The 17,999-nt window shown below is 69.8% G+C and carries 14 protein-coding genes; 8 read left to right on the forward strand and 6 right to left on the reverse strand.

Annotation, left to right across the window (positions count from 1 at the left end):
- Positions 1–188: 188 nt before the first annotated feature.
- Complete coding sequence (locus tag ACWGIC_RS29745; protein ID WP_452079226.1) at positions 189–1,253, reverse strand: tetratricopeptide repeat protein; 1,065 nt, start codon at positions 1,251–1,253, stop codon at positions 189–191.
- A 207-nt stretch (positions 1,254–1,460) separates the two neighbouring features.
- Here ACWGIC_RS29745 and ACWGIC_RS29750 point away from each other — a divergent pair, with 207 nt between their 5' ends.
- The 3 genes from ACWGIC_RS29750 (at position 1,461) to ACWGIC_RS29760 (ending at position 6,517) form a co-directional block, all read left to right on the forward strand.
- A complete protein-coding gene (locus ACWGIC_RS29750; protein WP_452079256.1) occupies positions 1,461–2,660 on the forward strand; it encodes a thiolase family protein in 1,200 nt (399 codons plus the stop codon).
- Positions 2,660–4,768, forward strand: coding sequence for a 3-hydroxyacyl-CoA dehydrogenase NAD-binding domain-containing protein (locus ACWGIC_RS29755; protein WP_452079227.1), 2,109 nt, complete (start codon positions 2,660–2,662; stop codon positions 4,766–4,768). Before ACWGIC_RS29750 ends, ACWGIC_RS29755 begins: the two co-directional genes overlap by 1 nt.
- A gap of 147 nt (positions 4,769–4,915) precedes the next feature.
- Entirely contained in the window at positions 4,916–6,517 is a 1,602-nt protein-coding gene (locus tag ACWGIC_RS29760; protein ID WP_452079228.1) for a PHP domain-containing protein, read from the forward strand.
- Positions 6,518–6,556: 39 nt separating this feature from the next.
- Here ACWGIC_RS29760 and ACWGIC_RS29765 read toward each other — a convergent pair whose 3' ends face one another.
- The 5 genes from ACWGIC_RS29765 to ACWGIC_RS29785 form a co-directional block, all read right to left on the reverse strand.
- The gene (locus ACWGIC_RS29765; RefSeq protein ID WP_452079229.1) at positions 6,557–6,958 is read right to left on the reverse strand and encodes a PIN domain-containing protein; all 402 of its coding nucleotides are present in this window, start codon (positions 6,956–6,958) and stop codon (positions 6,557–6,559) included.
- Entirely contained in the window at positions 6,955–7,242 is a 288-nt protein-coding gene (locus ACWGIC_RS29770) for a type II toxin-antitoxin system Phd/YefM family antitoxin (RefSeq protein ID WP_452079230.1), read from the reverse strand. Before ACWGIC_RS29770 ends, ACWGIC_RS29765 begins: the two co-directional genes overlap by 4 nt.
- A gap of 43 nt (positions 7,243–7,285) precedes the next feature.
- On the reverse strand, positions 7,286–8,410 hold the full coding sequence (locus tag ACWGIC_RS29775; RefSeq protein ID WP_452079231.1) for a sensor histidine kinase: 1,125 nt from the start codon (positions 8,408–8,410) through the stop codon (positions 7,286–7,288).
- A complete protein-coding gene (locus ACWGIC_RS29780; RefSeq protein WP_009075614.1) occupies positions 8,407–9,078 on the reverse strand; it encodes a response regulator transcription factor in 672 nt (223 codons plus the stop codon). The genes ACWGIC_RS29775 and ACWGIC_RS29780 overlap by 4 nt, the downstream gene beginning before the upstream one ends.
- A gap of 419 nt (positions 9,079–9,497) precedes the next feature.
- Positions 9,498–10,982 (reverse strand): PucR family transcriptional regulator, encoded by a 1,485-nt coding sequence (locus ACWGIC_RS29785; protein ID WP_452079232.1) that lies wholly within the window; start codon positions 10,980–10,982, stop codon positions 9,498–9,500.
- 106 nt (positions 10,983–11,088) lie between these two features.
- On the opposite strand from ACWGIC_RS29785, the gene ACWGIC_RS29790 reads away from it, so the two are divergent.
- The 5 genes from ACWGIC_RS29790 to ACWGIC_RS29810 are packed head-to-tail and all read left to right on the forward strand — an operon-like array spanning position 11,089 to position 17,987.
- Positions 11,089–12,549: a sodium:solute symporter gene (locus ACWGIC_RS29790; protein ID WP_452079233.1), complete on the forward strand. Its 1,461-nt coding sequence runs from the start codon at positions 11,089–11,091 to the stop codon at positions 12,547–12,549.
- Positions 12,546–13,499, forward strand: coding sequence for an agmatinase (gene speB / locus ACWGIC_RS29795; RefSeq protein ID WP_037357511.1), 954 nt, complete (start codon positions 12,546–12,548; stop codon positions 13,497–13,499). The genes ACWGIC_RS29790 and speB overlap by 4 nt, the downstream gene beginning before the upstream one ends.
- Positions 13,496–15,139, forward strand: a complete 1,644-nt coding sequence (locus ACWGIC_RS29800; protein ID WP_452079234.1) for a thiamine pyrophosphate-binding protein — start codon at positions 13,496–13,498, stop codon at positions 15,137–15,139. The genes speB and ACWGIC_RS29800 overlap by 4 nt, the downstream gene beginning before the upstream one ends.
- Positions 15,136–16,542, forward strand: coding sequence for an aminobutyraldehyde dehydrogenase (locus tag ACWGIC_RS29805; RefSeq protein WP_452079235.1), 1,407 nt, complete (start codon positions 15,136–15,138; stop codon positions 16,540–16,542). Before ACWGIC_RS29800 ends, ACWGIC_RS29805 begins: the two co-directional genes overlap by 4 nt.
- Positions 16,542–17,987, forward strand: coding sequence for a purine-cytosine permease family protein (locus ACWGIC_RS29810; RefSeq protein WP_452079236.1), 1,446 nt, complete (start codon positions 16,542–16,544; stop codon positions 17,985–17,987). The genes ACWGIC_RS29805 and ACWGIC_RS29810 overlap by 1 nt, the downstream gene beginning before the upstream one ends.
- Positions 17,988–17,999: the final 12 nt, after the last annotated feature.

Raw genomic sequence — 17,999 nt, forward strand, 5'->3', positions numbered from 1 at the left:
GCAGCTTGCTCGCGCAACGGAGCGATCGCCTTCGCTAGGTCCCGCCAGCTCTGCGCTGTCTGGCCACACGCCAGATGCACTCACGCGGCAAGGATATTCGGCCCGCGCGGACCGAAGGAATCCGTCAGTGCGGGCACGAGACCCGCGTAGTGCCTCTCCGCAGCTGACCAGTCCGCCCGCCCCGCGGCTCAGTCCTTCTTCAACCACCCGGAAACTTCGACGACATCCGGATGCTTCGGACCAAAGGCCTCCGTCAACCCCGCCGCGACCGCCGCCAGCTCACGATCCGCCTCCTCGTCCCGGCCGCGTTCCCGGGCGACCCGGGCCAAAGTCGCCCGGGCACCGAGCTTCAGCGGATGCTCGTCCGGCAGCCCGTCAGCCGACACGAGTTCTCCAGCCAACGTCTCCGCCGCGTCGAGCTGGCCGCTTTCCAGGTACGCGCGCGCCAGCTCGCCCGCCGCGCCCCACTGTTGCGCCGCCGGTTGCGCGGACAGCACGGCGCGGTACAGCTCAGCCGCTTCCGCGGGCTCCCCCGCCCGCAACAGCACTGCCGCGAGCACCTCCACGAACTCCGGCGTGCGGTACTGCTCGGCGAGTTCCCTTGCCTTGTACTTGACCATCTCCGCCTCGCCGCGTTCCGCTCGGATCAGCAGGCCGACCGCAGCGGCCTGGTCGCGTTCGCGGTCGTCTCGCGGCTTGCGGGACAGGCCGGAGTTCAGACCGGCTGCCTCGTCGTAGCGGCCCAGCGTCCGCAGCACGCTCACCTTCCGGCGGGCAGCCGCGATGGTCAGCTCGTGGTACTCCCCGAACTTGTCCACGCACGCGTTCAGGTGCCTGCTGAGCACGTCCAGCGCCTCGTCGTACTCCCCGGACAGCGAGTACATCTCCGCCAGCACCAGCTGGGCCTGCATGGTGGCGGGGTCGTCGAGTCCGATGGCCGCCTCGTAGATGTCCACTGTGGACTCCATGAGGTGCACCGCGTCCTCGACCTGGCCCAGCGCGGCTTTGGCCATGGCCAGGTTGAGCCACGCGCCGAGCGTGCCCGGATGCTGCTCGCCGTCGACCCGCACCTGAGCGTCGGCGAGTTCGGCGTAGTGCTCCTCCGCCGCGGGCCAGTCTCCGGTTTCCACCAGCAGCACGCCGAGCCGGTGGCGCATCGCGAGGATGTCCGGGAGCTCCGGATCCGCGGCCTTCGCCAGTTTCTTGCGCAGCCGCGCGATTTCGTTCGCCGGGTTCGCCCGGAAAAGCGCCATCGCCGTCCCCCGTCCGGTTGGTGCGTTCGCCCCAGTGTGCCCGAGGCCACTGTTTCCCCGAGAGTGTGCCGTCCCCCACTCGACCGGGCCACTCCCCTGGTTACCCACGGGTAACAAGGGCTAGGGTGCGGGGCAGGAACACTTTCGACCTCAGGAGCATTCGTGGCCGCACCAGCTACGCCGCCGCTCGCGCCCACCGCGCGAGGGGTGCGCAACGTCGTCTTCGTCGAAGGGGTACGCACGCCCTTCGGCAAGGCGGGCGACAAGGGCATGTACGCCGGGACCCGGGCGGACGACCTCGTCGTCAACGCCATCCGCGAGCTGCTGCGGCGGCATCCGGAGCTGCCGCCCGAGCGCGTGGACGAGGTGGCGATCGCCGCGACGACGCAGATCGGCGACCAGGGCCTGACCATCGGCCGCACCGCCGCGCTGCTCGCCGGGCTGCCGAAGTCCGTGCCGGGCTTCGCGATCGACCGGATGTGCGCGGGCGCGATGACCGCCGTCACCACCACCGCGAGCGGCATCGGCTTCGGCGCGTACGACATCGCCATCGCCGGCGGCGTCGAGCACATGGGCCGCCACCCGATGGGCGAGGGCGTCGACCCGAACCCGCGCATCATCGCGGACAAGCTGGTCGACCCGACCGCGCTCGTGATGGGCCAGACCGCGGAGAACCTGCACGACCGGTTCCCGGAGATCACCAAGGAGCGCACGGACGCGTTCGCCGCGCGCAGCCAGGAAAAGTACGCCGAGGCGGTCAAGACCGGGAAGATCGGCCCGGAACTGGTGCCGGTCGCCACGCGCAGCAAGGAACTCGGCTGGGGCCTCGCGACCGAGGACGAGCCGCCGCGCCCGGGCACGACCGTCGAGCAGCTGGCCAAGCTGAAGACGCCGTTCCGTCCGCACGGCCGGATCACCGCGGGCAACGCGGCCGGCCTCAACGACGGCGCGACCGCGGCGATCCTCGCCGACGAGGACACCGCGCGCGAGCTGGGCCTGCCGATCGGGATGCGGCTGGTCGGCTACTCCTTCGCGGGCGTCGAGCCCGAGGTGATGGGCATCGGCCCGGTGCCGGCCACCGAGAAGCTGTTCAAGCGCACCGGTCTGTCCATTGAGGACATCGGGCTGTTCGAGATCAACGAGGCGTTCGCGGTGCAGGTGCTCGCGTTCCTCGACCACTTCGGCATCGCCGACGACGACCCGCGAGTCAACCAGTGGGGCGGCGCGATCGCCTGCGGACACCCGCTGGCCTCCTCCGGCGTGCGGCTGATGACGCAGCTCGCGCGCCAGTTCGCCGAGCGCCCCGACGTGCGCTACGGCCTCACCACGATGTGCATCGGCATCGGCATGGGCGGCACCGTGATCTGGGAAAACCCGGCCTACAACGGCTCTGAGGGGGCGAAGTAATGACTTTCACCGCTGAAGAGGCGAAGGCCGCGTTCCCGGACGAGGTCGTGACGAACGCGGTCACCAACCTGGTCAAGGTTCCCGGGCTGGACAAGCCGGTCGCACTGATCACTTTGGACAACGGCCACGACCACACCCGGCCGAACACCTTCGGCCCGCAGGGTCTCGTGGCGCTGAACTCCGCGCTGGACGAGGCGTTCGCCGCCGAGCCCGCCGCGATCGCGGTGACCGGCAAGCCGTTCATTTTCGCCGTCGGCGCGGACCTTTCCGGCGTCGAGGCGGTGTCGGACCCGAAGCTGGCGCGCGAGATCGCGCAGACCGGGCACGACGTGTTCCGCAGGCTCACCGAGTCGAAGATCCCGACGTTCGGGTTCGTCAACGGCGCGGTCATGGGCGGCGGGCTCGAACTCGCGCTGTCGTGTCACTACCGGACGCTGTCGGAGAACACCGCGGCGATCGCGTTCCCCGAGGTGTTCCTCGGCCTGTTCCCGGGCTGGGGCGGCACGCAGCTGCTGCCGAACCTGATCGGCCCGGACGCCGCCGTCACCGTGATCATCGAGAACGCGCTGGCGCAGAACAAGATGCTGAACGTGCGCAAGGCCGCCGAACTCGGCATCGTCGACGAGGTCTTCGGTTCCGCGGACTACCTGGAGCAGTCCCTGCTGTGGCTGGCGAAGGTCGTCAACGGCGAGATCACCCCTGCTCGCCGGGAAATCGACCGCGGCGCGGAGTGGGACGCGGCGATCGCGCGTGCCAAGTCCATCGTGGACGGTCGCACGCACGGTGCTTCGCCGGGCGCGACCAAGGCTGTCGAGCTGCTGGAGCTGGCGCGGGAGAACGATCTCGACCGCGGCTACGCGGCGGAGACCGACGGGCTCGCCGAGCTGCTGATGTCGGACGTGCTGCGCGCCGGGCTGTACTCGTTCAACCTGGTCAACAAGCGGGCGAAGCGTCCGGCCGGCGCGCCGGACAAGTCGTTGGCGCGCAAGGTGAACAAGGTTGGCATTGTCGGCGCTGGCCTGATGGCCAGCCAGCTGGCGCTGCTGTTCGTGCGCCGCCTGAAGGTGCCGGTGGTGCTCACCGACGTCGACCAGGCCCGGATCGACAAGGGCGTGGGCTACGTCCACGAAGAGATCGACAAGCTGCTGGCCAAGAAGCGGGTGTCCCCGGACGGCGCGAACCGGCTGAAGGCTTTGGTGACCGGATCGCTCGACAAGGCCGCGTTCGCCGACGCGGACTTCGTGATCGAGGCCGTTTTCGAAGAGCTGGGCGTGAAGCAGCAGGTGTTCGCCGAACTGGAGCAGCACGTCTCCCCCGAGGCGATCCTGGCCACGAACACCTCGTCGCTGTCGATCACCGCGATGGCCTCGAAACTCCAGCACCCGGAGCGCGTGGTCGGCTTCCACTTCTTCAACCCGGTGGCCGTGCTGCCGCTGCTGGAGATCGTGCGCGGCGAGAAGACCGACGACGCGGCGCTGGCGACCGCGTTCTCGGTCGGCAAGCAGCTGAAGAAGTCGAGCGTGCTGGTGAAGGACGCGACGGCGTTCGTCGTGAACCGGCTGCTGCTGCGCTTCCTCGGCGAGGTGCTGGTGGCGGTGGACGAGGGCACGCCGTTCGAGGTGGCCGACTCCGCGCTGGAGCCGCTGGGCCTGCCGATGTCGCCGCTGAACCTGATGCAGCTCGTCGGTCCGGCGATCGCGCTGCACGTCGGCGAGACGCTGCACGGCTCGTTCCCGGATCGCTTCACCGTGAGCGAGAACCTGGACCGGTTCGTGAAGGCGGGCAAGAAGGGCGTCTGGACCTGGGACGCGACCGGCAAGCCGTCGGTCGACCCGGAGGTCGCCGAACTGTGGAAACAGGGCGACAAGCCCTCGACTGCCGAGCAGGTCCGCGACCGCGCGCTGAACGCGATCGCGGAGGAGGTCCGGATCATGCTCGACGAGGGTGTGGTCGCGGAAGCCCAGGACATCGACCTGTGCCTGATCCTCGGCGCGGGCTGGCCGTTCTGGCTGGGCGGCATCACGCCGTACCTCGACCGGGCGGGCGTGTCGGAGCGGGTCAACGGCAAGCCGTTCCTCTCTCAGGGAGTCGCTTCGGTTCCGGCGTAACGCACTGACGAAGCCGCCCCGTGCTCTGCGCGGGGCGGCTTCGTCGTGAACCGGCCCACACCGAGCGCTTCGTTACCTTCTGAGCACCAGCCGTTCATCGCCGCCCCATAGCGTCCTGCCGAATCATCGGAGCAGGTCAGGAGCAGGATGAACAGCACGAACCCGGACGGCGTCGGCCGTCGCGGATTCTTGAAGCGCGCGGGGCTGGCCGGTGCTGTCGCGGCCGGGGCCCCGGTGCTGGCCTCGGGCCAGGCCGACGCGACAGGCCTCGATCTCGGCGTCGATCTCGACTGGTTGTTCGGCCGCCGCTACCAGTGGGTCGTCGGCGACCATCACACGCACAGCCAGTACTCGTACGACGCGATGTACACCATCGACCGGATCGCCGCCGGAGCGCGCGAGCACGGCGCGAAGTGGATCGTCTTCACCGATCACGGGCACGCGACGCACGAGAAGTCGTCGGTCGAGCCGACCAGCCGCGACGTGCTCGCCGCGCAGCGGAGGCACCCGGATCTGCTGCTGTGGCAAGGCATGGAGTGGAACGTGCCAGGCGCGGAGCACGCCACGCTGTTCTTCCAGGCCGGCCGCGACCAGGCCGCCGTGCTGCGCGAATTCGAGCGCGGTTTCGACTGGCGGCTGACGGGTTCCGAATCCTCCAGCCCGGAGCACGAAGAGCTGGCGCTCAAGGGTTTGCGGTGGCTCGCCGAGCAGGAACGCAGACGCCGGATCCACGCGCCGGTCGTGCTGATCAACCACCCGCTGCGCAACGGCCGCGTGGCGCCGCACGAACTGCGCAACTACCGCGACACCGCACCCGGGATCGTCATCGGCATGGAAGGCGCGCCCGGCGCGCAGGCCGACGGTTTCCCGAAGCCGCAAGGCAACGGCGGCGCACGGGGCGGCTACGGCAACAACGCCGGCGCGAACTCGTGGCCCGGCTTCCCGGCCGAGGCGTACCGGACGTTCGGCGGCTGGGACTGGACGACCGCGAAGGTCGGCGGGTTGTGGGATTCCCTGCTTGCCGAAGGAAAACCGTGGTGGATCACCACGAACTCCGATTCGCACTACAACCGCGGCGACAAGCTGGTGCGGCCGTCGGTGCCGGACGGCTGGTACGAACAGACCGGCAAGTACCCCGACCCGGTCGACAGCGGAGTCCCGCAATTGTCCGCGCCGTACGCGGATTTCTACCCCGGCGAGTTCAGCCGCACCGTGGTCGGCGTGCGCCGGCCGGGCTTCGAGGGCGTGCTGGAGGGGCTGCGCGCGGGCCGGATTTGGCTGTCCCACGGCGGTTTGGTGCAGCAACTGGAGGTCGGCGTGCACGGCGGAGGCGACTGCGCGACGTTCGGCGGACGGCTGCGCGTGCGCCGCGGCTCGACCGTGACAGTCGTCGTTTCAGCGGTGACCGCCTACCGGCCGAATGGGTCGGGTTCGGTGCCGCGGCTCGGTCGGCTGGACCTGATCTCGGGACCGGTCACCGGCCCGGCGGCGGATCGCGACACGATGACCGCGCCGGGTACGCGGGTGGTGGAGTCGTTCACGCCTTCGCGTGGCTATGCGGGACGGCGGGTGACGTTCAAGCACACGTTCCGCAATGTGCGCGAGCCGTTTTACGTCCGGGTGCGCGGGACGGACGGGAAGCGGCACGCGGAGGGCGGGATCGAGCCGGCGATGGACGTGATCGGGCAGGCGGATCCGTACGAAGACCTTTGGCTGTACGGGAATCCGACGTTCGTGGACGTCTGCTGAGGACAGTCGGCAGGCGCGGGCCGGTCCGCGCCTGCCGGTTCAGATCTCGACGACGGTGAGCAGCCGGTCCAGCCCCGCGAAGTCCTTCAGGTTCCTGGTCAGCAGCGGGATCTGGTGCGCCGCCGCTGTCGCCGCGATCTGCAGGTCCATCCGGCGGGGACGCGGATCCCGCCCGAACCGCCGGACCAGTCCCGCGCCCGTGCCGTACATCTTGGCCTCGTCAACGCCGAACGGCAGCACCACGAACTGGTCGAGAACACGGCGGTACCGCTCGACCCGTTCCGCGAGCCGCACGGGATCGTCGGTGACGAGGCCATAGGCCAGTTCCGCGACGGTCACCGAACTGACCGCGGGCACCGAGGACGCGTACGGGCCCAGATCGAGCCGTTCGAGATCGATGACCACCGAGGTGTCGAGCAGCACCCGGGACGGAGCGGTCACTTGTCCTCGCCGGGCTCGCCGAGGCGGTCCGGCCCGAAGACAGCGTCGTCGGCTTCCCGCTCACGACGCCATTCGGCGCTGTCCATCGGCGGCAGCCCGCGGAAAGCTTCCTGGATCTCGCCGAGCGTCCGGTCTCGCCGCGGCTCCTCCGGGGCGCGGTGCGGCACCAGGTCGGCTATCGGCTTTCCGTTGCGGGTCACCACGAACGACTCGCCCGCCGCCACGCGTCGCATGATCTCCGCGTTGTCGTTGCGCAGCTCTCTCTGGCCGATTGCGTACCCCATAGTCAGTATTGTAGCGCTTTTTCCCGAAAGTGCTACACATGTGCTACGCGGCAGGCAACCGCACCGTCACCGCCAGCCCGCCCCCGACCACCGGCTCCGCCGACACCGTCCCGCCGTGCGCCTGCACCGCCGCCCGCACGATCGACAGCCCCAGCCCGGCCCCCGACCGCGCCGTCCGGGCCACCCCGGCGCGGCGGAACGGCTGGAACAGCTCCGGGACCGCCGCCGGATCCAGCAGACCGCCCGACGAGCGCACCCGCAGCGTCGACCACTGCGCGCCCGGCTCCGTCGTCACCTCGATCCACCCGCCGTCGACGTTGTGCCGCACCGCGTTTTCGACCAGGTTCCCGGCGATCCGTTCCAGCAAAGCCGAATCCCCGATCGCGGGCGACGGCTGCATCGCGAAATCCGTGCGCAGGCCCCGTTGTTCAGCCTCGCCCCGCACCGCGGACCACGCGCGTTCCACGAGCACCGTCAGGTCCACCAGTTCCCGCGTCACCAGACCGGCTCCATCGGTGCGAGCCAGCAGCAGCAGCGAGTTCACCAGCTGTCCCGCCCGGTTCGTCGCGTCCAGCACGACCCCGGCCATCCGGCGGAACTCGGCCTCGTCGGCGTGCTCGTCGGACAGCGTCACGTCCAGCTCGGTCCGGATCACCGACAGCGGGGTGCGCAATTCGTGGCTCGCGTTGGCCACGAAATGGCGTTGCGAATCGAACGCGTCCTGCAGCCGGTCGAGCATGTCGTCGAACGTCCGGGCCAGTTCGGCCAGTTCGTCGCGCGAGCGGATCTCGCCGATGCGCTCCCCCATCGACTCGATCGACAGCCGCTGCGCCGTCCCGGTGATCTCGCGCAGCGGCCGCAGGACGCGGGAGGTGAACGTCCAGGCCAGGATCGCCGCCGCGGCCACCACGAAGAAGAACGCCAGCGAACCGAAGATCAGCACCCGGGTGACGGCGTGGACGCGCAGATGCTGCGCGAGCGTGGACGCGTCCACGTCGACGCCGTCGACCCGGACGATGGTGCCCGGCGGCATGTGCGGCACGGCGTCGACCGCGTCGCCGACGAGCGTCCACGCCAGCCACAGCAGCAACAGCCCCGCCGCGGCGACCAGGACGGTCGACAGGACGGTGACGCGCACCCGCAAGCTGCGGGCGCCGGGAAGCTTCACTCGGAACCGGCGACCGACACCCGGTAGCCCGAGCCGACCACGGTCTCGATGATGCCCGGTTCGCCGAGCTTCTTGCGCAAGGTCATCACGGTGACCCGGACCGTCGTGGTGAACGGGTCGGCGTTCTCGTCCCACACCCGTTCGAGCAGTTCCTCGCTGCTGACCACGGATCCGCCCGCGGACAGCAGCACCTCGAGCACGCCGAACTCCTTGCGGGTCAGCTCGACCGGTCCGCTCGCGCGCCGGACGGTGCGCTTCGCCGGATCAAGCTCGACGTCGCCCGCGGTGAGCAGCGGCGGCGCGGCGGGCGTCGCGCGGCGGCCCAGCGCCCGCACGCGCGCGACCAGCTCCGGGAAGGCGAACGGCTTGGCGAGGTAGTCGTCCGCGCCGAGGGACAGCCCGTCCACCCGGTCGGACACCGAACTGCTCGCGGTCAGCATCAACACGCGCGTCAGCTCGCCGGACGTCACGATCTCGCGGCACAGGTCGTCGCCGGACATCCCGGGCAGGTCGCGGTCGAGCAGCACCACGTCGTACCGCGTGACGGACGACTTCTCGTGCCCGTCGTCGCCCGTGAGCGCGATGTCGACGGCCATGCCCTCCCGCCGCAGCCCGCGGGCGATCGCATCGGCCAACGGCTCTTCGTCTTCGACTACCAGAACTCGCACCAGACCACAATCCCATAGTTTCCTGAGAGCACCTGAGAGAGTCATGCGACGCGCGGATGAGCGTTTGCTTCCGCCGCTGGAGGCCGGTCGAGGCAGTGCCGTCTGAGCTGGGAACGTCTCGGGATCGCGCGGACGCTGCCGAGGTCGGCGTGGACGGTTTTTTCCGCAGAGCCGGCGCCGGAAGGCGTCCTGGATTCGGCGGTTGCCAGGGGAGTTGCCGAGTTTTATTCCGTTGCGCTGCAATGCCTCCGCCCGGCCTTCCATAACCTCGTTCACGCCTAGCGGTTCCGCGCCAATTGGCGCAGTTCCTTCCAAGCACCTCGATTTTCCGGCCTTGAGCCGATCCCACGCGGTTCGGCATGCGACCGAGTCCCAGTGAGGACGCTCCGGCAGCGCAAGACCTGAATGGACACTCGCGTTCACGCCCACCGCAACGCGAACCACAGCCGCATCCGGGTTTCCGGATCGGCCAGCCGGACGTCCAGCGCCCGTTCCACCTGCCCGATCCGGTGCCGCACGCTGTTGCGGTGCACCCCGAGTTCGGTCGCGGTGCGGTCCCAGCTTCCGTGGTGCGCCAGCCAGGTCCGCAGGGTCGGCACCAGCTCGCGGCCGTGCGCGCGGTCCAGTTCCCGCAGCGGAGCCAGCAGACGCTCGGCGAAGGCACCGGCCGCGGCGGGCGGGATCAATGCGTCGAAACCGAGCGGGTCGGCGCTGGCCGCCAGCGGACGGGCCAGTGCGCGGGCGCGGGCGAGCAGCAGTTCCGTTTCCGCGACGGCACCGGGCAGGTCGGCGGCGGCGTGCGGCGGGCTGGCCACCGCCAGCCAGCCGTGTTCGAGGAGACCGTCCAGGCTGCCAAGTTCGCCGGTGATGGCGTAGAAGCGAGGGCCGGGCAGGACCTGGACCAGCGGAGTGTCGAGCCGGGCGCGCAGCCAGTCCGGCCGCCGGGCGAGCGCGTCCGGGCCACGCCGATGGGCGACCCCGGCGACGAGCCGGGCCTGATCGCTGCCGACGACTCCGGCGAGTGCGTCCGCGCCGGGACCGCCGAGCAGCAACGCAGTGGCCGCGGCGCCGAGTTCCGCGCTGTCCGATCCGGCACGGCCGACGAGCCCCAGCAGTGCCGCGCCGACCGCCAGGATCGCCCGGTCCCCGCTGTCGAACCGTTGCGCCCGGCCGACCACCACCAGGTGCGCGGCGGTCGCCTGCGGGTAGACCGGCTGCGCGACGACATGCGTGCCGTCCGGCAATTCGGTGGAGGCGATGCGGATTCCGCTCCGAGAACGCAAAGTCGCGAGCAGTTCCTTCACCGGCGACGGCAACGGTTGCGGCGCGTCGTAGCCCGCCGCCAGCACGTCTCCGGAACCGACCATCGCGACCCACCCGCGCAAACGTCCGGCAAGCGCGGCGACCAACTCGCCCAGACCGCCGCCCGCAGCTCGCGTCAGCGCTTCGCGGCTCTCCGCCAGCCGCCGTTCTTCGTGCCGCCCGGCCTCGGCGAGGGCGACCGCGACGGCGCGGTTGATCGCTAGAAACGGCGTCGCGGGCGGAACAACCAGCAACGGCAGACCATGCTCCGCGCAGGCGTCGCGCAACGAGGACGGCAGGGTTTCCGAGACGGTCGGAGTGAGGCCGAAGCCGAGCGCTGTGACGCCCGCGTCGCACAGCCCGCGGACGTAGCGGTCGGCGTCTTCCGGCAGGTTCACGCCCGCGGTCAGCACGAGTTCGGCGCCCACCAGGTACGGCGCGGGGTCGGCCAGTTCGCTCACGTGCGCCCACCGCACCGGCTGGTCCAGCGCGCCCGGGCGCAGCGTTTCGGGCACGACGTCGAGCGCCAGCTCCGGGTTGCCCGCGACGGTGCGTAGTGGAACTGTCACCTCCGCGGGCAACAGCACGTCGTGGTGGGTCATTTCAACCAATCTTCCGCGAAGTTCTGGATACATCGTCCCATGCCACCGCGAGGCCGGCCGACCCTACGGTGTCCCGCAAGAACCCACCCCGTTTCAAGGAGGACCCGTGGGCGGCGACTATGCGGTGATCGCGCTGTACATCGCGGGCATGATCGGGGTCGGCTGGATCGGCCTCCGGCTGGCCAAGACCAAATCCGACTATCTGGTCGCCGGACGGCGGCTCGGCTGGTTCATGTACTCCGGCACGATGTCGGCCGTCGTGCTCGGCGGCGCCTCGACCGTCGGCGGCGTGAAACTCGGCTACACCTACGGCATCTCCGGCGCGTGGCTGGTGATCGCCATCGGCGTCGGGATCCTCGTGCTGCACGCGCTTTTCGCGCGCCGGCTGGTGAAACTGCGCGTCTACACCGTCGGCGAGATGCTCGACCTGCGCTACGGCGGCCGCGCGAGCGCGGTGTCCGGCATGGTGATGTGGGGCTACACGCTGATGCTCACGGTCACCTCGACGCTGGCGTTCGCGTCGATCTTCAAGGTGCTGTTCTCGATCCCGAGCTGGGCCGGGATCGCGATCGGCGGGTCGATCGTGGTGCTGTACTCGGTGCTCGGCGGCATGTGGTCGATCACGCTGACCGACATCGCGCAGTTCGTGATCAAGACGATCGGCATCCTGTTCGTGCTGCTGCCGGTCGCGCTCGTCTCGGCGGGCGGGTTCAGCGGGATGGCCGAGAAACTGGACGCGTCGTACTTCGAGTTCACCTCGATCGGCGGCGAGACGATCCTGACCTACTTCCTGATCTACACCTTCGGGTTGCTGATCGGGCAGGACATCTGGCAGCGCGTGTTCACCGCGCGCACTCCGCGCGTCGCGACCGGCGGCGGCGTCATCTCCGGCGTGTACTGCCTGGTCTACGGCATCGCGGGCGCGCTGATCGGTACGGCGGCGAAGGTGCTGTACCCGGATCTCGGCAGCGCGCAGGACGCCTTCGCCACCATCGCCGAACGGCTGCTGCCCACCGGCGTACGCGGTCTCGTGCTCGCTGCGGCGCTGTCCGCGCTGATGTCGACCTCCAGCGGCGCGCTGATCGCGTGCGCCACCACGACGACTTCGGACTTGTTGCGCAAGGTGGGCCTTAAGAGTGGCGAGGTCTTGCGTAACCGAGTGACGACACTTGTGCTTGGCGTCGTGGCCATCGGTATCGCAATGCTCGTGGACGACGTCGTCAACGCGCTCACGATCGCGTACGACATCCTCGTCGGCGGTCTGCTCGTCACGATCGTTGGCGCACTGCTCTGGAAGCGCGGTACTCGCGAAGGCGCGTACGCGTCGATGGTGGCTGGCACGGTGTCGGTCATCGCCTTCATGATCATCGACGGCGTCGCGGCCAACAGCCCGATTTATTGGGGTCTCGGCGTCAGCCTGGTCGTCTACGTCGGCGTCAGCCTCGCGACACCGCGTACGCCGGACAGCATTCTTTCCGTGTGGACACAACGTCTGCACGGGTCCGAGGACCACACAGCCGCTGAAGATCTCAGCGCATCCGAAACCCGACAGGAGTTGACCCAGTGAGTGAACAGCGTCCGGTCGGCCCGCTCGACTCGTCGCAGATCCCGCGTTTCGCCGGCTTCGCGACCTTCGCGCGGCTGCCGCGGATCGACGAAGTGCCGAGCGCCGACGTAGCCGTGGTCGGCGTGCCGTTCGACTCTGGCGTCTCGTACCGCCCTGGCGCGCGGTTCGGTCCTTCGGCGCTTCGCGAGGCGAGCCGGCTGCTGCGGCCGTATCACCCGGGTCTGGACGTTTCGCCGTTCGCGGAGAAGCAGGTCGTGGACGCCGGGGATATCGCGGTCAACCCGTTCCACATCGGCGAAGCGATCGAGAAGCTGCAGCAGGAAGCCGAAGCGCTCACTGCGGGCGAGACGAAGCTGGTGACTGTCGGCGGTGACCACACCATCGCGCTTCCGTTGTTGCGCGCGGCGGCGAAGAAGCACGGTCCCGTTGCACTGCTTCACTTCGACGCCCACCTCGACACATGGGACACCTACTTCGGCGAGCCGTACACCCACGGCACGCCGTTCCGTCGCGCTGTCGAAGAAGGCATCCTCGACACCAGTGCCGTCTCGCACGTGGGCACGCGCGGCCCGCTGTACGGCAAGCGCGACCTCGAAGAGGACCGTCGCCTTGGCTTCGGCATCGTGACGTCCGGCGACGTACTGCGCCGCGGCATCGACGAGACCGTGGACGCGCTCCGGCAGCGCATCGGCGACCGTCCGCTGTACGTGTCCGTGGACATCGACGTGCTCGACCCCGCGCACGCGCCCGGCACCGGCACCCCCGAAGCGGGCGGCATGACCAGCCGCGAACTGCTGGAGATCCTGCGCGGTCTGCGCGGGCTCAACCTGGTCGGCGCGGACGTCGTGGAGCTGGCCCCGGCCTACGACCACGCCGAGATCACCGCGGTCGCCGCCTCGCACGTCGCCTACGACCTGGTCAGCCTGCTGGCGCTGGGACGCGGCGCATGACCCGGATCGGCGGCGACGTTGTCGTAGAGACGCTGCGCGCGCTCGGCGCGGACACCGTGTTCGGCCTGCCCGGACAGCACGCGCTCGGCCTTTTCGAAGCGCTGCGCCGGGCTGAGGACCTGCGCGTGGTCAGCTCGCGGGTGGAGAACAATCTCGCCTTCGCCGCGGACGGCCACGCGCGCGCCCGGCTCGCCGCCGATCCGCACGGCCCGGTGCCGGTCACGCCGATGATCGTGTCGACCGGTCCCGGCGCGCTGCTCACGCTGGCGTCGCTGCAGGAATCGCGCGCGGCGTCAGTGCCGGTGCTCGGGATCTCCAGCCAGGTCCCGGTCACCGGGCTCGGCGGCGGACGGCACGGCTACCTGCACGAATTGCCGGACCAGCAGGCCAGCTTCCGCGACGTCGTGAAGTCGGTGCACGTGGTCCGTTCGATCGGCCAGATCCCGACCGCGCTGCGCGAGGCGTGGGAATCCGCCGCGACCGCGCCGTACGGACCGGTGTGGGTGGAAATCCCGCAGGACGTACTGCTGGCCGAGACGACCCTGCCGCAGCTGACCACCGTGACCGCGGCTCCGGCACCGCTCGAACCGTTGCCGGAGCTAGTTGCCGAAGCCGCGAAACTCCTTGACACGGCGAAGAATCCGGTCATCCTCGCCGGTGGCGGCGCGCTGCGTTCCGGGGCGCACGACGAGCTGCGCCAGCTCGCCGAAACCCTGCGCGCGCCGGTGGTGACGACGTTCGGCGGCAAGGGCGTTTTCGCCTGGGACCACGAACTGTCCGCGCAATCGTGGATGGAAGACTGGCACACCACGGAATTCCTCTCCGCCGCCGACGTTCTGCTGGTGCTCGGCTCCGGGCTGGGCGAGCTGTCCAGCAACTACCGCGAGTTCGCACCGCGCGGCCGGATGGTGCAGGTGGAAGCGGATCTCGGGAAGCTGGAGTCGAACTACCCCGCGCTCGCGCTGCACGCCGACGTCCGGCACACCCTCCGCGCGCTGCTGGACCAGCTCACGCCGCGCATCCCGGACGGGCGTGCCGAGACAGCGGTGAAGGATCTGCTCGCGCGTGTCGCGTCCAGATTGGACAGTCAGCCGCTCGCTGTGGAGCGGAAGCTGATCGAGGACATCCGCGCCGCGCTCCCCGACGGCACGCAAACCTTCTGGGACATGACGATCGCGGCCTACTGGGCGTGGTCGACGTGGAATCCCGACGGCGCTCCGATCCACACCGCGCAGGGCGCGGGCGGCCTCGGCTACGGCCTTCCCGGCGCGCTCGGCTCCGCCGCGGCGGGCGTGCGGTCGCTGGCGGTGTCCGGCGACGGCGGCGCGATGTACAGCCTGGCCGAGCTGGCCACCGCCGTACAGCACCAGCTCGACGTGACCTGGCTGATCGTCGACGACGGCGGCTACGGCATCCTGCGCGAATACCTCACCGGCGCGTTCGGCCAGACCACCGCGACCGAACTGCCGCGACCGGATTTCGCCGCGCTGGCCGAGTCGTTCGGCGTCCCCGCCCGGAAGACCACTGTGGACAGCGTCCGCGCCGATCTCGCCGACGCGCTGCGCACCCCCGGCCCGTCCGTCGTCGTGCTTCCCGCGTTGCTGAAGATGTTCGCCCCGACTCACCTGGAGCACTCGTGACCCACATCCGCAACTTCATCGGCGGCGCTTTGGTCGACGCCCCCGACACCGAGGCGACTCTCGAACTGACCGACCCGGCCACCGGCAAGGTGTTCGGCGCCAGTGTCCTTTCCGGACGGAACGAAATCGATCTCGCGATGGAGTCGGCGGCGCGCGCGTTCCAGTCGTGGCGGCGCAGCACGCCCGCGCAGCGTCAGGAAGCCTTGCTCAAGATCGCCGACGCGCTGGAAGCCCGTGCGGAAGAGTTCGCCGACGCCGAGGTCCGCGAGACCGGCAAGGTCCGCTCTGTCATGTTGGACGAGGAAATCCCGGAGTGCGTGGGCACGCTGCGGTTCTTCGCCGGTGCCGCCCGGCAGCTCGAAGGCACCGGCGCGGGCGAGTACCTGGCCGGGCACACGTCGGTGATCCGCCGCGAGCCGATCGGCGTGTGCGCGCAGATCGCGCCGTGGAACTACCCGCTGATGATGGCCGTGTGGAAGATCGGCCCGGCGCTCGCCGCGGGCAACACCGTGGTGCTCAAGCCGGCGGAAACCACCCCGTCCACCGCGGTGCTGCTGGCCGAAACCGCGGCGGAATTCCTGCCGCCGGGCGTGTTCAACGTCGTGTGCGGGGACCGGGAAACCGGCCGCGCGCTGGTCCGGCATCCCAATACCGACCTGGTGTCCATCACCGGCTCGACGCGCGCGGGCATCGACGTGGCCACCGTCGCCGCGGCCGATCTCAAGCGCACCCACCTGGAGCTGGGAGGCAACGCTCCCCTGCTGGTCTTCCCGGATACCGACCTCGCCGACACCGCCGAGCGGATCGCCGACGCCGCGTTCTACAACGCCGGACAGGACTGCACCGCGGGCAGCCGCGTGCTGGTGCACGAGAGCGTCCACGACGACTTCGTCGCCGCGCTGACGAAGACCGCCGCCACCCGCCGTCCGGACGTCGACTACGGCCCGCTCAACAGCCGCGCCCAGCTCGACCGGGTGCTCGGGCTGCTGGAGCGGCTGCCGTCGCACGCCCGCGTCGAAACCGGCGGCACCGCGACCGGACCGGGCTTCCAGCTCGCGCCGACCGTCGTGTCCGGCCTGCGCCAGGACGACGAACTGGTCCAGGAGGAAATCTTCGCGCCGGTGATCACCGTCCAGTCGTTCGCCGACGAAGCGGAGGCGCTGGAACTGGCCAACGGCGTCCCGTACGGCCTGGCTTCGTCGGTCTGGACGAACGACGTCGCCCGTGTCGCCCGGGTGTCGCGCGACCTCGATTTCGGTTGTGTGTGGGTGAACACGCACGGCCCGCTGACCGCCGAGATGCCGCACGGCGGGTTCGGCCATTCCGGGCACGGCAAGGATCTGTCGGCGTACTCGTTCGCCGAGTACACCCGCGTCAAGCACGTGATGACGAGGTTCGAGTGATGAGCGCCAAAGTCACCGAGGTCGAACAGCACGGCATCGCGCCGATCCCGCCCGCCGAACAGACGTCCCGGCCGCGCGACCTGTTCCGGCTCGCGTTCGGCGGGGCCAACACGTTCGCCACGATCATCCTCGGCACCCTGCCGATCGCGTACGGGCTGAGCTTCTGGGCGGCGCTCGCGGCGACCGTCGTGGGCGTGGTGCTCGGCGCGCTCGTGCTGTCCCCGATGGCTCTGTTCGGCCCGGTCACCAGGACCAACAACGCCGTTTCGTCCGGCGCGCACTTCGGCGTGGTCGGCCGGTGCGTCGGCTCGTTCCTGTCGCTGCTCACCGCGATCACCTTCTTCGCGATCTCGGTGTGGGTGAGCGGCGACGCGGTAGCCGGTGCGGCACAACGGCTTTTCGGCATCGACGGCGGTCCGGCCCTGCGCGCGGTCGCTTACGGCGTGATCGCGATCGCGGTCCTCGTCGTGTGCATCTACGGCTACCGATTCATGCTGCTGGTCAACCGCGTCGCCGTCACACTGGGCACGCTCATCATGCTGGTGGGCGTGTTCGCCTACGGCGGTTCGTTCGACCCGTCGTTCACCGGCAGCGGCAACTTCGCACTCGGCACCTTCTGGCCGACGTGGATCCTCGCCGTGCTGACCGTGATGGCGAACCCGATCTCGTTCGGCGCGTTCCTCGGCGACTGGTCGCGCTACATCCCCGCCACCCACTCGCGGCGCTCGCTGCTGGCCGCGCCGTTCCTCGCCCAGCTGGCGACGCTGCTGCCGTTCGGCTTCGGCATCGCGACCGCGACCCTGGTCGCCGACCCGGCCGACTACGTCACCGGACTGACCGCGATTTCCCCGCTCTGGTACGCGATTCCGCTGATCGTGGTGGCGCTGATCGGCGGGTTGTCCACCGGCACCACCGCGCTGTACGGCACCGGATTGGATTTCAGCTCGATCTTCCCGAAGCTGTCCCGGGTGCGGGCCACGCTGCTGATCGGGACGCTGAGCGTGCTGTTCATCTTCGTCGGCAATTTCGTGCTCGACATGGTGTCCAGCATCAACGCGTTCGCCACGCTGATCGTGCTGTGCACGTCGCCGTGGATGGTGATCATGATGATCGGCTACGTGCAACGCCGCGGCTACTACGATCCGGCCGACCTGCAGGTGTTCAACGAGGGCCGCACCGGCGGCCGGTACTGGTTCCACCGCGGGGTCAACTGGCGCGCGATGGCGGCTTGGATCCCCGCTACCGCGCTGGGTCTGCTGTGCGCGAATACGCCGATGATCACCGGTCCGCTGGCGGGTATCGCGGGCGGGGTGGACATCAGCCTGGTGGTGACGCTGTGCACGGCCGCGGTGGCGTATCCGGTGCTGGTGAAGGTGTTTCCGGAGCCGCGGGAAGTGTTCGGGCCTTCGGCTACGCCAGCGGAAGCGGTGGCTGCCGAAGCGTGAGGCCAGATTGGG

This window comes from Amycolatopsis sp. NPDC054798 (assembly GCF_053611505.1).